Origin of the sequence: Pseudomonas sp. UBA6562 (assembly GCF_002434265.1) — a bacterium.
Classification (GTDB): Bacteria; Pseudomonadota; Gammaproteobacteria; order Pseudomonadales; family Pseudomonadaceae; genus Aquipseudomonas.
Map to the genome: position 1 here is coordinate 157,363 of NZ_DJJS01000007.1, position 15,305 is coordinate 172,667.

Here is a 15,305-nt window from a genome sequence, read left to right on the forward strand (position 1 = left end):
CTGTAATGCAGGTGAAGTTGTAAAACGCGTGCTACTGTGGACTACTATTAGTCTCATTCATGCTAGAGGCGATTGCGATGTCTGAGCGGATTCAAGCGCTGCACGCTTTACGCGCGTTCGAAGTGGCTTCGCGTTATGGGTCGTTCACCCGCGCAGCGAAAGAACTGGCGCTCACTCAAGGCGCTGTCAGCCACCATGTCAAAACCCTCGAAGACCTATTCGACTGCAGCCTGTTCGATCGTCGCGGTCCAAAGTTGCACCTGACCGAACAAGGCCGCTCCTTGGCGCAGGAGCTCAAGGTCGGCTTCAAGATCATCGAAAATGCCTGCGCCTTGCTCCGTCACGACCGTTATGCGCTCCGTCTCAAGGCGCCGTCCACGCTGACCGTGCGCTGGTTGCTCAGGGCATTGGATGGTTTCAAGAAGGTCGATGACACCTGCGCCGTGCAACTGTCCAGCGTGTGGATGGACATCGACTCGGTGGACTTCTACTCCGAACCTTTCGATTGCGCCATTCTGCTGAGCGACGGTCGATTTCCCACCGAAGTAGAAAGCCTAAAGCTCTTCGACGAATGGCTCATTCCAGTGTGCCATCCCGACTATCTGGACCAAGCCAAGCCCGATCTGAGTGTGCTTGCGCGCTGCGAACTGCTGCATCCCTCGCCTGACCGGCGCGATTGGCGGCGCTGGCTGGCGCGCCTCGATGCCCTGCACGTGAGCATCGACCAGGGGCAAGTGTTCGATACCCTCGATCAGGGTATCTCCGCAGCGCAACAGGGGCTGGGGATTTCGGTGGTCGACCTGGTGTTGGCCAGCGCCGACCTGAAGGCGGAGCGCTTGGTAACCCCGTTCAAACAGGCCGTGGCTACCGGCGACGGTTACTACATGACTTGGCTCAAGAGCAGCCCCAAGGCCTGGCAGATGCAGAAACTGCGCGACTACCTGCTGAGCCAGGTGCCTGCGGCCATGCAGCGCGGTATCCAGTACCTTTACGAGTGATCGCCGGGGCGGCTCAGTGCAAGCGGCGGCGTGCTTGCATACAGGCGTTGGCTTGCTCGGCAAGCTCATCCATGCGCTCGTCGCGCTTCGCTTCGGCCGCGATCATGGCCTGGTCGCCATGCTGGTTGACCAAGTAGGCATGGATTTGCCCCACTTCGAGGGTCTTGTAGATCGGATCGACTTCCAGCCGCTCGACCAATGCGCTTTTTGGCTCGCCGGTCGTGTTCATCAGCACCTGCGGACCGCAGGCCGCAACCGCTTGCAGCCCCATGGCTTCGAACCAGGCCACCTGATGGGGAAGGGCATGCAGTTCGACACGTGGAAACTGTTTGCGTACACCGTCCAGCAGCCCTGTGCACACGCCTTGGCGACGATGGGTGGACGCAACGGCCAAAAAAGCCAGGGCGCAGGCCTGTAGGTCGTCGACGGCCGGCAAGAACAGCGCGAACCCTAGCACATGCTCCGGCGCCTCGGCGTCCAGGGCCAGGGTGAGCCCGACCTGGAACGGGTCGGCGCTGTTCAGCGATTGCAGGTACTGGTGCACTTCCAGCCCCACACCGTACTGATACAGCGGGTAGAGCGGATTGTCGGGCGACAGGCCCAGACTGTTCAGCTCGCTCACGTTCTCGATCACCAACTGGCGAATCTGGTCCTGGAAGGATTCGGGAGGCACGCCGTCCATACGGCTGAGGATGAACATGAAAGGAAAGCTCCGGGGCGGCTATTGCGGGGCTGGCGAGTCTACCCGTTTTCGGCCGGCCACGCAGTTCGCAACGGGCTGTAGCGGCCTACCACAGGGCCACGCTGGCCGCGCCCAGCACCCGTGCGAACACTGCCACTGCCGCTTCCACTTGTGTTTCAGTGCTGTAGCGGCCAAGGCTGATGCGTACGCTGTTGCGTGCGGCCTGCGGCTCCAGGCCAAGTGCCAGCAACACATGGGAAGGCGCCTGGCTGGCCGAGTTGCACGCCGAGGTGGAGGAGACCGCCAGTTCGCCCGCCAGGGCCGCAGCGTTGAAGCCAGGGACGTCGATGGTCAGGTTCAAGGTGTGCGGTACGCGTTGCGTAGGGCAGCCGTTGAGGCGCACGCCAGGTAGCGCCAACAGGCCGTCATGCAGCCTCCGGCTGAGTTGCTGGATACGCAGATGCTCGGGGTCGCCCGGTTGTCCGGCCAAGGCGAAGGCCGAGCCCATGCCGACAATCTGATGGCTGGGCAGCGTGCCAGAGCGCAGGCCGCGTTCATGCCCGCCACCGTGCATCTGCGCGCGCAACACCGGCAGCGCCCGCTCACCTACGTACAGCGCGCCGATGCCTTTGGGGCCGTAGGCTTTGTGCGCGGAAAACGACATCAGGTCGACGGCCTGAGTGCGCAGGTCCAGTTGCAGCTTGCCGACCGCCTGGGCCCCGTCCACGTGCAGCAATGCCCCCTGTGCGCGCACATGCTCACCAATGGCGGCGAAATCGGTGACGGTGCCCAGCTCGTTGTTGACTGCCATCAACGACACCAGGCGTGTTTGCGGCCGCCATGCGGCGGCTACCTGCGCGGGCGTGATCAGCCCGTCGCCTCCGGGATGCAGGCGCGTCACGTCCCAGCCCAGCCGTTGCAGTTGATCGGCCGTATCCAGTACGGCCTTGTGCTCGATGTCACTGGTGATCAAGTGACCCGGCTGCGCGCACCCTTGGGCGATGCCTTTGAGGGCCAGGTTGTTCGACTCGGTCGCGCCCGACGTCCAGACGATCTGCTCTGCCTGCGCACCCACACGCTGCGCCACTTGCTGGCGGGCCGTTTCGACGGCGTTGCGCGCGGCCTGGCCAAAAGCGTGGCCGTTCGAGGCGGGGTTACCGAAGTGACTGTCGCGACCCAGGCAGGTCAGCATCATTTCGATGACGCGTTCGTCGACCGGGGTGGTGGCTGCGTAATCGAAGTACAGCGGGGCAGGGCGGGACATGGTGGCGATGGGCTCCGTGCGCGAGGGCGGGTCTGCAAAAGAGAACATGCTAAGGGCTGACATTTGTACAGATTTTTCGTTATTTAACTGGTTTTACAGAAAATAGAGAAAGCTATTCCAAGAAAACCGATCTGGTTAGAAAAAAATGCTAGGCACACTTCGGGAAGGGTTGCAAATAGATAACCCAATGTCGCTTCCATCACAGTTCGGCCAGTTCGAGGGCGCTCTACTGTAGGCACAACAACCATAACGCTGCCCGTTCGCAGCACACCCCCAGGCTGCCTATGGAAATCGGAGAGCACGTGCATGTCCACACCCCATGAGGTATCCCCCGCCACCCTGCGTCGGGTGATCGCCGCATCGGCCGTCGGCAACTTCGTCGAATGGTTCGACTTTGCGGTATACGGTTTTCTCGCCACGCTGATCGCCAGCCAGTTTTTCGCCAGCTCCGACCCCAGTGTCGGCCTGCTCAAGACCTTCGCCGTGTTCGCGGTCGCCTTTGCCCTGCGCCCATTGGGTGGGGTGTTCTTCGGCGCGCTGGGTGACCGCTTGGGGCGCAAGCGGGTGCTGTCGATGACGATATTGATGATGGCGGGCTCCACGACCCTGATCGGGCTGTTGCCGACCTACGCCAGCATCGGTCTGATGGCGCCGGTGCTGCTGACCTTGGCGCGTTGCGTACAGGGCTTTTCCGCCGGCGGCGAGTATGCCGGTGCCTGTGCCTACCTGATGGAGCACGCGCCCCGCGAGAAACGCGCCTTCTATGGCAGCTTCGTACCGGTTTCGACGTTTTCGGCCTTCGCCTGTGCGGCGGTGCTGGCCTATGGGTTGGAAGCCAACTTATCGGCCGAGGCCATGGGCAGTTGGGGCTGGCGCATTCCTTTCCTGATCGCCGCGCCCTTGGGCTTGGTGGGGCTCTATCTGCGTTGGCGCATGGAGGAAACGCCGGCTTTCCAGGCCGCCATGGCCGAAGGCGGCGTACATGCGCATTCGCCGCTCAAGGACACGTTGCGTAACCACGGCCGGTCGATCCTGAGCCTGGGCGCATTCATTTCGCTGACAGCGCTGTCGTTCTACATGTTCACCACCTACTTCGCCACCTACCTGCAACTGGTCGGCAATCTGTCGCGTGCCGAGTCGTTGCTGGTCACCACCGTGGCACTGCTGTTCGCGGCGTTGGGCTGCCCCGTGGCAGGCGCCATGTCAGACCGCATTGGTCGTCGCCGTACGGTGATGTTCACCTGTGGATGGGTGATCGTGTGCGTGTTCCCGGCTTATTGGCTGGCCAGCTCCGGTTCCTTGCCTTACGCGCTGATAGGCGTACTCCTGCTGGCGGTCGGCGCTTTGACTAGCGGGGTGGTCACTGCGGCGCTGCTCTCGGAAAGCTTCCCGACGCGCAGCCGCTATACCGCGTCGGCCATCACCTATAACGTGGCCTATACCCTGTTCGGCGGCACCGCGCCTTTGGTCGCCACGTGGTTGATCGCCCAGAGTGGCAGCAGCCTGGCGCCTGCATTCTACTTGGTGGTGATCGCCGTGCTGGCGCTGGTGGGGGGCTTGGGATTGGCGGAGACATCACGCATCTCGTTGCACGATGAGCAGCCACACGCGGCGTGACCTGTAGGTTTTGGGTGACGGTAGCGCATGGAACTCGGCCGGCATTGCGCCGGCCGAGTGGGGGACGAGCCTTATGGCTATCTCAGGATAACCATCGGCGATCGATCAATATTCCCAGAAGATCCGCTGCAACTCTTTGCTGTCCTGGGTCTTGGTCATGGCGACCATGGCCAGAATCCGCGCTTTCTGCGGGTTCAGGTCGTGAGCCACGACCCAGTCGTTCTTGTCGTCGGGCTGTTCGGCGTTGCGCAGCACGAAGCCGCCCTGATTGACGTGGGACGAACGAATGATCTGCACGCCGTTCTTGCGCAGTTCCTGCAAGGCCGGGACCACGCGCGAGGATACCGAACCGTTGCCCGTACCGGCATGGATCAGGGCTTTGGCGCCATTTTGCGCGAGGGCCTTGTAGGCGGTGTCGGAGACGTTGCCATAGCTATAGGCGATGTCCACGGCCGGCAGGGTAGTGATCTGCTTGATGTCGAACTCGGAGTTGATGGTGTGGCGCTTGGCCGGCAAGCGGAACCAGTACGATTTACCTTCCACGACCATGCCCATCGGACCCCAGGCGCTCTTGAACGCCTCGGTCTTGATGTTGACCGATTTGCTGACGTCGCGACCCGACTGGATCTCGTCGTTCATGGTCACCAGTACGCCTTTGCCACGCGATTGCTGGTCACCCGCAACGGCCACGGCGTTATACAGGTTGAGCATGCCGTCGGCCGACATGGCGGTGCCCGGGCGCATCGAACCGACGACCACGATTGGCTTCTCGGTCTTCTCGACCAGGTTCAGGAAATACGCGGTCTCTTCCAGCGTGTCGGTACCGTGGGTGATAACGATGCCGTCGACGTCCGCGCTATCGGCCAGTTCGGAGACGCGCTTGGCCAGCTTGAGCAGGTCTTCGTTGGTGATGCTTTCCGAGGCGATCTGCATGACCTGCTCGCCGCGCACGTTGGCCACGTCAGCCAGCTCCGGGACACCGGCAATGAGCTTGTCGACGCCTACTTTGGCCGCCTGGTAGGTCGCGCTATTGGCCGCGCTGGCGCCTGCGCCGGCGATGGTGCCGCCAGTGGCCAGGATTACGACGTTGGCGAGTTTTTTCTGGGTGCTGGCTTCTTCGGCCGACACGCTGGCCGGAAGAATGAGGAACAGCGCCAGAGCGCTGGGAACGAAGGTCTTGAGTGCAGCATTCATTATTGTTGTCTCTCTTTTCCGTTGAGAAGCTGTTGGCTGTAACGCGCGGAGGATAAGGCAGGTTTCGTACCATCTCTGGGTAGAAGGAGACTTTTCCTATGGCGCCGGAGTACGGAGAGTGAATTGCAGCATTATTTTTTGAATTCGAGCGATCCTCTCGGACGGTTTTCCGAACGGCGGCAATGATCTTGTTCGGATTGCCGAATGATGGCCTCGGTTGAACCTGCGGTTCGAACGTGCAAGATTTACAGGTCAGAGCCGGGAGGGCCCGTAGGATGGCCGGGAGTAGGCGGCTGCGAATCTGCGTCGGTCACCTTGCCCTGGCTGCTTGGTTGGCCGGTGTCGTCAGGGTTGCTCAGCGGGCTGGCAGGCCGACAGTCGATGATGGGGCTGAAACAGTGCTTGCTAAGGGCGCATGTCGCTCCAGGATTTGGCTCATGAAGGTGCGTGCGGCTTCGCTGCCCAGTTCGCGCACCAAGAGATCGACCGCGATCAGCATGAGCTCCTCTGGCGAAGCGGGGCTGTAAGCGCGATGACCGCCTGCCATCTTGACCTTGATGTCGGCGTCCAGGGTTATGTTGCTCATGTTTGAATCTCGTTGCAGGCCTGAAAGAGGGCTCGTCTGCATCCAAGATGCTTCATTGCGATGGACGAACCGAAACCAAATTTACCATGCCGTGCAAAATTCAGTCACGATTAGGTTCACTTACAAAAAGCCTCAATCAGGCAGACTCAGGCGTTTTTGCAACGAATCGGCCTGCACCACGGTCGCATTAGGCTGATTCTGTCATTTGATTAGGAGGATTCATGATCCGTACTCGCGCTTCCTTGGCATCGTTGCTGATGATCGCCGCACTCGCAGGCTGCAGCACCGATGGCCAATCAGACGCGGCAAACGAGCCGGCAGTTGCCACCCACGGCAGCGATGGCCGTTGCCAAGCCAGTGGCGCCGATTTCGCCATGGGCAAACAGGCCACGCCCGCCTTATTGGAACAGGCACGCACGGCCAGCGGCTCGCAAATCGCACGCATCCTCAAGCCGCATGACATGGTCACGCTGGAATACCGCTCCGAGCGCCTTAACCTGAACGTGAATGAGCAGGGGCTGGTCAATCGCGTCAACTGCGGTTGAGCGCTGCCTGATTCGCAGGCACAAAAAACCCGCCGTGAGGCGGGTTTTTTGTAGAACGGCCGAATTACTCCGGACGTACCTGAGCAGCCTGCATGCCCTTCTGGCCGCGCTCGGCTACGAAGGAAACAGTTTGGCCTTCTTTCAGGCTCTTGAAGCCGTCGGATTCGATGGCTTTGAAGTGAACGAACAGGTCGTCGCCGCCGCCTTGTGGGGTGATGAAGCCGAAGCCTTTTTCATCATTGAACCATTTGACGGTGCCGGTTTGGCGATTGGACATGGGTGGATCTCCAGACATTTAATTTTCGGTGGTGCAATGTTGCCAAGGCGACGCAGCACGGGGACATCATAGTGCATTTCCAGCCGTCTAGCGCCAATTACCTTCGATTAATGTTGATTCAGCTCAACAAAGCCAATGGGAATGGCGCTTTCGCGCCTCAGCTTTTGGCTGCGCAGGCCTGTGTTACCGCTGTGCGGGCGCGTTCAGCCAGCTTTGGATCGACTCCGTTCTTGCTGTCCAGCGCTTCGATTTCAGCGGTGCTGAAATTTTTCTGAATGGCTTGGGCACCGCACTGGCAGTGCGCCTTGGCGGCTTGGGCGTTCAAGCCCTGGCCGGTCGCTACTTGCTCGCACTGGCTCATGTACGCATCGTGCTTGCCAGCGGGCAAATCGCCCGCGCTGGCAGCGAAGGGCAGCGAAAGCGCGCCGAGCGCCGTGAACGCCAATAGAGACTGAAGTCGCATAACCTGACACTCCTTGAGTTAGGTCTGATCAAGAATTGGATGCTTCACAGGGTCTGATTGGCATCCCCCCCGAAGAGTTCAGTGATCGCCCAGACAGCCCAAATATTTCTGCACCGCCCGCAAACCCGCGTGCTAGCATGCCCGGCTCGCAATACGCCCAATGGGGCATTGCGAATGCTTCTTTAATTACCTTCCAGTCACTCTGGTTCGTTTCTGAGCAAGCCGAAAGGCTTCTGCCGCCGTGTGGCAGGCTTCACATCGTGAAGGCAGACCGGATCTTGTACTGGCTCATCCCAACCCACGTGACCTTTGGTAGGGGTCACCACTAGGAGAGGAGGCGCCATGCCCACCATTACTCTTCCCGATGGCAGTCAACGTTCGTTCGACAATGCCGTAACCGTTGCCGAAGTCGCCGCTTCGATCGGCGCCGGCCTGGCCAAGGCCACCCTGGCCGGCAAGGTCGACGGCAAGCTGGTCGATGCCTGCGAACTCATCGAGCACGATGCCACGTTGCAGATCATCACCCCTAAAGACGAAGAGGGACTGGAGATCATCCGTCACTCGTGTGCCCACCTGATCGGCCACGCGGTGAAACAGCTGTATCCAACCGCGCGCATGGTCATCGGCCCGGTGATCGACGAGGGCTTCTATTACGACATCGCCTACGAGCGGCCCTTCACGCCAGACGATCTGGCGGCGATCGAAAAACGCATGCAGCAGTTGATCGAGAAGGACTACGACGTCGTCAAGAAAATGACCCCGCGTGCCGACGTCATCGATGTGTTCACCGCCCGTGGCGAGGAATACAAGCTACGGCTGGTCGAAGACATGCCTGACGAACAGGCCATGGGTCTGTACTACCACGAAGAATACGTCGACATGTGCCGTGGCCCGCACGTGCCGAATACGCGTTTCCTCAAGGCTTTCAAACTGACCAAGCTGTCCGGCGCCTACTGGCGCGGCGACGCCAAGAACGAGCAGTTGCAGCGCGTGTATGGCACTGCCTGGGCTGACAAGAAGCAGCTGGCGGCCTACATCCAGCGCATCGAAGAAGCCGAAAAGCGCGACCACCGCAAGATCGGCAAGCAGCTCGACCTGTTCCATTTGCAGGAAGAAGCGCCGGGCATGGTGTTCTGGCACCCAGACGGCTGGACCATCTACCAAGTGCTCGAGCAGTACATGCGTACTGTCCAGCGCATCAATGGCTACCTCGAAATCAAGACGCCGCAAGTGGTGGATCGGATTCTGTGGGAGCGCTCCGGGCACTGGTCCAACTACGCGGAAAACATGTTCACCACCTCGTCGGAAAGTCGCGACTACGCGGTCAAGCCGATGAACTGCCCGTGCCACGTGCAGGTGTTCAACCAAGGGCTCAAATCCTACCGCGACCTGCCGCTGCGTCTGGCCGAATTCGGCGCGTGCCACCGCAACGAGCCTTCCGGTGCGCTGCACGGCATCATGCGGGTGCGTGGCTTCACGCAGGATGACGCACATATCTTCTGCACTGAAGACCAGGTCAAGAAAGAGGCGGCCGATTTCATCCGTCTCACCCTGGACGTCTACAAGGACTTCGGTTTCACCGATATCGCCATGAAGCTGTCCACTCGTCCCGCCAAGCGTGTCGGCTCCGAAGAGCTGTGGGATCGTGCCGAGTCCGCCTTGGCCGATGCGCTCGACGAGTCGGGCCTGGAGTGGGAATACCAGCCGGGCGAGGGTGCCTTCTATGGGCCGAAGATCGAGTTCACCTTGCGCGACTGCCTGGGCCGCAACTGGCAATGCGGCACGCTGCAGTACGATCCGAACCTGCCAGAGCGCTTGGACGCCAGCTACATCGCCGAAGACAACGCCCGTAAACGCCCTGTGATGTTGCACCGCGCGATCCTCGGTTCCTTCGAGCGCTTCATCGGCATGCTCATCGAGCATTACGCCGGTGTGTTCCCGGCCTGGCTGGCACCGACCCAAGCGGTGATCATGAATATCACCGACAAACAGGCCGATTTCGCCCTGGATGTGGAAAAAATGTTGGCTTCAGGCGGAATTCGTGCCAAGTCCGACTTGAGAAATGAGAAGATCGGCTTTAAAATCCGCGAGCATACTTTGCTCAAGGTCCCGTATCTTTTGGTTATAGGGGACCGCGAAGTCGAAACGCAAACCGTTGCCGTACGCACCCGCGAAGGTGCTGACCTGGGCTCGATGCCCGTCGCGCAATTCGCAGAGCTACTCTCGCAAGCGGTTTCCCGGCGTGGTCGCCAAGAATCGGAGTAATGACTATTAAGCGTGAAATGAGAAACGATAAACGTGCTGCACCGAAGGCCCCGATCAACGAGAATATCTCGGCTCAAGAGGTTCGGTTAATCGGTGCTGATGGTGAACAGCTGGGCATCGTCTCGATCCACGAAGCACTTCGTATCGCTGAAGAAGCGAAGCTGGATCTGGTAGAAATTTCTGCTGACGCTGTACCGCCTGTGTGCAAGGTCTTGGATTATGGCAAAAGCCTGTTCGAGAAGAAAAAGCAGCAGGCTGCGGCGAAGAAGAACCAGAAGATCATCCAGATCAAAGAAATCAAGTTTCGTCCAGGGACGGAGGATGGAGATTACCAGGTAAAACTACGCAACCTGGTACGTTTCCTTGAAGATGGGGACAAGGCCAAGATCTCGTTGAGATTCCGTGGTCGTGAGATGGCCCACCAGGAGCTGGGCATGGCGCTGTTGAAGCGGGTCGAAGCTGACCTCGCCGAATACGGCACCGTTGAGCAGCATCCTAAGATGGAAGGACGCCAACTTATGATGGTCATCGCCCCCAAGAAAAAGAAATAACCTCCCGGGCACGGCAGGCCTGATGGTTATGTGTAATTTTATCGAATGCGGAGTTCCAACATGCCAAAAATGAAAACCAAGAGCGGTGCTGCGAAGCGTTTCCTGAAAACGGCGACCGGCTTCAAGCACAAGCACGCTTTCAAGAGCCACATCCTGACCAAAATGTCGACCAAGCGTAAGCGTCAACTGCGTGGTAGCAGCATGCTGCACCCGTCTGACGTCGCAAAAGTCGCGCGCATGCTGCGCGTTCGTTAATTCTGGTCAACGATAGAGGAAGTTACTCATGGCTCGTGTAAAGCGCGGCGTCATCGCTCGCAAGCGTCACAAAAAAATCCTGAAACTGGCTAAAGGCTACTACGGTGCGCGTTCGCGCGTATTCCGTGTTGCCAAGCAGGCTGTCATCAAGGCGGGTCAATACGCCTACCGTGACCGTCGCCAGAAGAAGCGTCAGTTCCGCGCACTGTGGATCGCTCGTATCAACGCCGGTGCACGCACCAACGGTCTGTCGTACAGCCGTCTGATTGCTGGCCTGAAAAAAGCGTCGATCGAAATCGACCGCAAAGTTCTGGCTGACCTGGCAGTGAACGAAAAAGCGGCGTTTGCTGCAATTGTCGAGAAAGCTAAAGCCGTTCTGGCTTAAGTACCCACGACAATCATCCGCAGGCGCTTAGCGTCTGCGGGTGTAAAACGTCATCGATAGGGGAAGAGCCTTCAAAGCTCTTCCCCTATTTTTGTATCTGGAGTCTGTACATGGAAAACCTGGATGCGCTGGTCTCCCAAGCCCTTGAGGCTGTGGAGCGCGCTGAAGACATCAATGCCCTGGAACAGATCCGGGTCCAATTTCTTGGCAAGAAGGGCGAACTGACCCAGGTGATGAAGACCCTGGGCAATCTGCCGGCCGATGAGCGGCCCAAGGTCGGCGCGCTGATCAACGATGCCAAGGAACGCGTCACCGTCGTCCTCAACACCCGCAAAGCGGCATTCGAAGAAGCCGAACTCAACGCCCGTCTGGCAGCCGAGTGCATCGACGTTACCTTGCCGGGCCGCGGTCAGACCACCGGTGGGCTGCACCCTGTTACCCGTACCCTCGAACGCATCGAACAGTTCTTCACCCACATCGGCTACGGCATCGCCGAAGGCCCTGAAGTCGAAGACGACTACCACAACTTCGAAGCGCTCAATATTCCCGGTCATCACCCCGCGCGGGCGATGCACGATACGTTCTATTTCAACGCCAACATGTTGCTGCGCACGCACACTTCGCCGGTACAAGTGCGCACCATGGAGTCGAGCCAGCCGCCGATCCGCATCGTCTGTCCGGGCCGTGTGTATCGCTGCGACTCGGATATCACCCACTCGCCGATGTTCCATCAGGTCGAGGGTTTGCTGGTCGATCGCGACATCAACTTCGCCGACCTCAAGGGCACGATCGAAGAATTCCTGCGGGTATTCTTCGAAAAAGAACTGGCCGTGCGCTTCCGCCCGTCTTTCTTCCCGTTCACCGAACCGTCCGCAGAAGTCGACATTCAATGCGTGATGTGTTCTGGCAAGGGCTGCCGCGTCTGCAAACAGACCGGCTGGCTGGAAGTCATGGGCTGCGGCATGGTGCATCCCAACGTGTTGCGCATGTCTGGCATCGACCCCGAAACCTATCAGGGCTTCGCTTTCGGCATGGGTGCCGAGCGGTTGGCGATGTTGCGTTATGGCGTCAACGATTTGCGTCTGTTCTTCGACAACGACTTGCGGTTCCTCGCGCAGTTCCGCTAGCCCGTACTTGACGCATATCTCAGGAGAACAGCATGAAATTCAGTGAACAGTGGCTGCGCGGTTGGGTAAACCCGCACGTCTCTCGCGACGAATTGGTCGCCCGTTTGTCCATGGCCGGTCTGGAGGTGGACAGCGTGACGCCCGCCGCCGGCCAGTTCAGCGGTATCGTGGTGGGCGAAGTGGTCGCCACCGAACAACACCCGGATGCGGACAAGCTCCGTGTCTGTCAGGTCAGCAACGGTCAGGAAACGTTCCAGGTCGTCTGTGGTGCACCCAATGTGCGCCCTGGCCTGAAGATTCCGTTCGCCATGATCGGCGCCGAGCTGCCGGGCGACTTCAAGATCAAGAAGGCTAAACTGCGCGGTGTCGAATCGTTCGGCATGCTGTGCTCGGCTGCCGAGCTGCAGATCAGCGAAGAGAATGACGGCCTGCTCGAACTGGCCGCTGACGCTCCCGTCGGCGAAGACATTCGTGCCTACCTCAACCTCGACGATGCCAGCATCGAAGTGGACCTGACCCCAAACCGGGGCGACTGCCTGTCACTGGCAGGTCTGGCCCGCGAAGTGGGCGCACTGTACGGCGTGCCCGTCAGCCGCCCGCACGTGCCAGCGATCGCGGCTGTGCATGACGAGCAGCGCCCGGTGCAGGTGTTGGCGCCGGCGGCATGCCCGCGCTACCTGGGCCGGGTCATCCGCAATGTGGACCTGAGCAAGCCCACACCACTGTGGATGGTCGAACGCCTACGGCGCAGCGATGTGCGCAGCATCGATGCGGCCGTCGACATCACCAACTACGTGATGCTCGAATTAGGTCAGCCGATGCATGCGTTCGACTTGGCCGAGATCAACGGCGGTATTCAAGTGCGCATGGCCGAAGAGGGCGAGAAGCTGGTGTTGCTGGACGGTCAGGAAGTTACCCTGCGTGGCGACACACTGGTGATCGCCGACCATGCCCGTGCATTGGCTATCGCAGGCGTCATGGGTGGCGAGCACAGCGGTGTCGATACCCAGAAAACCCGTGATCTGTTCCTGGAAAGCGCATTCTTCGAGCCCATCTCCGTGGCGGGCAAGGCGCGTTCCTACGGCTTGCATACCGACGCTTCGCACCGTTTCGAGCGGGGCGTCGATTCCGCTCTGGCTCGCGAGGCGATGGAGCGTGCGACGGGTCTGCTGTTGGAGGTTGTCGGCGGTGAAGCCGGTCCGATCGTCGAGTGCGTAAGTGAGCAGCACCTGCCGCAGATCGCGCCGATCACGCTGCGCGCTGAGCGTGTCAGCCAGATGCTCGGGATGGAAATGGATGCCGCTCAGATCGAGCGACTGCTTGATGGCCTAGGCCTGGGCGTACAGTCCTCAGGGGCAGGGCAGTGGACCGTGAGCGTGCCATCGCATCGTTTTGACATCAGTCTTGAAGTCGATTTGATCGAAGAACTGGCGCGTCTGTACGGCTACAACAATCTACCGGTTCGTTATCCGCAGGCGCGCCTGGCGCCCCAGGCGCGTCAGGAAGCACGCAGTGAACTGCCGACCCTGCGTCGTTTGTTGGTCGCCCGTGGTTATCAAGAAGCGATCACCTACAGCTTCATCGATCCAAAACTGTTCGAGTTGTTCAGCCCAGGTATCGAACCTCTACAACTGGCCAACCCCATTTCTAACGACATGGCAGCCATGCGTGCCTCGCTCTGGCCAGGTCTGGTCAAGGCGTTGCAGCACAATCTCAATCGCCAACAAGATCGGGTTCGCTTGTTCGAAAGTGGCCTGCGCTTCGTCGGTCAATTGGGTGACCTCAAGCAAGAGCCCATGCTCGCGGGCGTCGTGACTGGCAGCCGGGTGCCTGAAGGTTGGGCCAACGGCCGAGACGGTATCGACTTCTTCGACGTCAAGGCGGATGTGGAAGCGGTGCTCGGTTATGCCGGCAGTCTGCACAGCTTCACGTTCAAGGCAGCGCAGCATCCCGCTTTGCATCCTGGGCAAACCGCTCGTATCGAGCGCGATGGCAAGGAAGTGGGTTTCGTAGGCGCCATTCATCCCGAGCTCGCTCGTGCGCTGGATCTGGACCGACCAGTATTTGTTTTCGAATTGTTATTGAGCGAAGTCGTCGAAGGGCGTCTGCCTGCCTTCAAGGAGCTTTCCAAGTTTCCTGAAACGCGTCGTGACCTGGCACTGATCGCAGGCCGCGATGTGGCGGCCAGCGATGTTTTGGGCGTTATTCGCGACCATGCAGGCGAGTGGTTGACCGACCTCAAGCTGTTTGACGTCTACCAAGGTAAAGGTATTGATCCTGATAGAAAAAGCCTGGCCGTCGGCTTGACCTGGCAGCATCCATCACGCACTCTTAATGACGATGAGGTGAACGCCACCCTGCAAACTATTCTCACCTCGCTCGAACAGAAGTTGAACACCACGTTAAGGAAATAGCGTATGGGTGCTCTGACGAAAGCTGAGATGGCCGAGAGGCTGTACGAGGAGCTGGGGCTTAACAAGCGCGAGGCCAAAGAGCTGGTCGAGTTGTTTTTCGAAGAAATACGACATGCACTTGAAGACAACGAGCAGGTCAAGTTGTCAGGTTTTGGCAACTTTGATCTTCGCGACAAACGTCAGCGTCCGGGCCGCAACCCCAAAACAGGGGAAGAAATCCCGATCACTGCACGCCGAGTCGTCACCTTTCGTCCAGGGCAGAAACTGAAAGCCCGGGTTGAGGCCTATGCTGGAACCAAGCCATAACGACGAGCTGCCCCCCATTCCGGGCAAACGCTACTTCACCATTGGTGAGGTCAGTGAGCTTTGCGCGGTAAAGCCGCATGTATTGCGGTATTGGGAGCAAGAGTTCCCGCAGCTCAACCCGGTCAAGCGACGTGGTAACCGGCGGTATTACCAGCGACAGGATGTGCTGATGATCCGCCAGATTCGTGCGTTGTTGTACGATCAAGGCTTTACCATCGGTGGCGCGCGGTTACGCCTGTCCAGCGATGAGGCGAAGGACGATACGACCCAGTACAAGCAACTGATTCGGCAGATGATTACCGAGCTGGAAGATGTGCTGGTCGTATTGAAGAAGTGAGCTAAAGCGAGCTTGGATTTTTTTGAAAAAAAGCTTCCA

At 59.4% G+C, this 15,305-nt stretch carries 17 protein-coding genes; 11 read left to right on the plus strand and 6 right to left on the minus strand.

All coding sequences use genetic code 11. The features are described 5' to 3' along the window. The first annotated feature begins 77 nt into the window (after positions 1 to 77). Entirely contained in the window at positions 78 to 998 is a 921-nt protein-coding gene (locus tag B4M43_RS12920) for a LysR substrate-binding domain-containing protein (protein ID WP_296267662.1), read from the plus strand. Positions 999 to 1,011: 13 nt separating this feature from the next. Here the strand turns inward: B4M43_RS12920 and B4M43_RS12925 are convergent, their stop codons facing one another. Further along, positions 1,012 to 1,698: a GNAT family N-acetyltransferase gene (locus B4M43_RS12925; RefSeq protein ID WP_296267664.1), complete on the minus strand. Its 687-nt coding sequence runs from the start codon at positions 1,696 to 1,698 to the stop codon at positions 1,012 to 1,014. Between the two features lie 88 nt (positions 1,699 to 1,786). Beyond that, positions 1,787 to 2,944, minus strand: coding sequence for a cysteine desulfurase family protein (locus B4M43_RS12930; RefSeq protein ID WP_296267666.1), 1,158 nt, complete (start codon positions 2,942 to 2,944; stop codon positions 1,787 to 1,789). Between the two features lie 306 nt (positions 2,945 to 3,250). On the opposite strand from B4M43_RS12930, the gene B4M43_RS12935 reads away from it, so the two are divergent. Further along, on the plus strand, positions 3,251 to 4,561 hold the full coding sequence (locus B4M43_RS12935; RefSeq protein ID WP_296267668.1) for an MFS transporter: 1,311 nt from the start codon (positions 3,251 to 3,253) through the stop codon (positions 4,559 to 4,561). 105 nt (positions 4,562 to 4,666) lie between these two features. Here B4M43_RS12935 and B4M43_RS12940 read toward each other — a convergent pair whose 3' ends face one another. Then, a complete protein-coding gene (locus B4M43_RS12940) occupies positions 4,667 to 5,755 on the minus strand; it encodes an asparaginase (protein ID WP_296267670.1) in 1,089 nt (362 codons plus the stop codon). 355 nt (positions 5,756 to 6,110) lie between these two features. Continuing rightward, a complete protein-coding gene (locus B4M43_RS12945) occupies positions 6,111 to 6,341 on the minus strand; it encodes a hypothetical protein (RefSeq protein WP_296267672.1) in 231 nt (76 codons plus the stop codon). Positions 6,342 to 6,562: 221 nt separating this feature from the next. Between B4M43_RS12945 and B4M43_RS12950 the strand changes: the two genes are divergently transcribed. Beyond that, a complete protein-coding gene (locus tag B4M43_RS12950) occupies positions 6,563 to 6,886 on the plus strand; it encodes an I78 family peptidase inhibitor (protein ID WP_296267674.1) in 324 nt (107 codons plus the stop codon). A gap of 64 nt (positions 6,887 to 6,950) precedes the next feature. Here B4M43_RS12950 and B4M43_RS12955 read toward each other — a convergent pair whose 3' ends face one another. Beyond that, entirely contained in the window at positions 6,951 to 7,163 is a 213-nt protein-coding gene (locus B4M43_RS12955; protein WP_012273095.1) for a cold-shock protein, read from the minus strand. A gap of 157 nt (positions 7,164 to 7,320) precedes the next feature. Further along, positions 7,321 to 7,626, minus strand: a complete 306-nt coding sequence (locus B4M43_RS12960) for a hypothetical protein (RefSeq protein WP_296267679.1) — start codon at positions 7,624 to 7,626, stop codon at positions 7,321 to 7,323. Between the two features lie 342 nt (positions 7,627 to 7,968). Between B4M43_RS12960 and thrS the strand changes: the two genes are divergently transcribed. The 8 genes from thrS (at position 7,969) to B4M43_RS13000 (ending at position 15,266) form a co-directional block, all read left to right on the plus strand. Continuing rightward, the gene (gene thrS, locus B4M43_RS12965; protein ID WP_296267681.1) at positions 7,969 to 9,891 is read left to right on the plus strand and encodes a threonine--tRNA ligase; all 1,923 of its coding nucleotides are present in this window, start codon (positions 7,969 to 7,971) and stop codon (positions 9,889 to 9,891) included. Then, positions 9,891 to 10,442, plus strand: a complete 552-nt coding sequence (gene infC / locus B4M43_RS12970) for a translation initiation factor IF-3 (protein WP_296267683.1) — start codon at positions 9,891 to 9,893, stop codon at positions 10,440 to 10,442. Before thrS ends, infC begins: the two co-directional genes overlap by 1 nt. Before the next feature lie 60 nt (positions 10,443 to 10,502). After that, entirely contained in the window at positions 10,503 to 10,697 is a 195-nt protein-coding gene (rpmI, locus tag B4M43_RS12975) for a 50S ribosomal protein L35 (RefSeq protein ID WP_028696462.1), read from the plus strand. Positions 10,698 to 10,725: 28 nt separating this feature from the next. Next, positions 10,726 to 11,082: a 50S ribosomal protein L20 gene (gene rplT, locus B4M43_RS12980; protein WP_003250671.1), complete on the plus strand. Its 357-nt coding sequence runs from the start codon at positions 10,726 to 10,728 to the stop codon at positions 11,080 to 11,082. Between the two features lie 110 nt (positions 11,083 to 11,192). Further along, on the plus strand, positions 11,193 to 12,209 hold the full coding sequence (gene pheS / locus B4M43_RS12985; RefSeq protein WP_296267688.1) for a phenylalanine--tRNA ligase subunit alpha: 1,017 nt from the start codon (positions 11,193 to 11,195) through the stop codon (positions 12,207 to 12,209). A 32-nt stretch (positions 12,210 to 12,241) separates the two neighbouring features. Continuing rightward, entirely contained in the window at positions 12,242 to 14,623 is a 2,382-nt protein-coding gene (gene pheT / locus B4M43_RS12990; protein ID WP_296267689.1) for a phenylalanine--tRNA ligase subunit beta, read from the plus strand. A gap of 3 nt (positions 14,624 to 14,626) precedes the next feature. Further along, positions 14,627 to 14,929: an integration host factor subunit alpha gene (gene ihfA / locus B4M43_RS12995; protein WP_009394049.1), complete on the plus strand. Its 303-nt coding sequence runs from the start codon at positions 14,627 to 14,629 to the stop codon at positions 14,927 to 14,929. Then, positions 14,910 to 15,266 (plus strand): MerR family transcriptional regulator, encoded by a 357-nt coding sequence (locus B4M43_RS13000; protein ID WP_151926229.1) that lies wholly within the window; start codon positions 14,910 to 14,912, stop codon positions 15,264 to 15,266. The genes ihfA and B4M43_RS13000 overlap by 20 nt, the downstream gene beginning before the upstream one ends. Positions 15,267 to 15,305 lie beyond the last annotated feature (39 nt).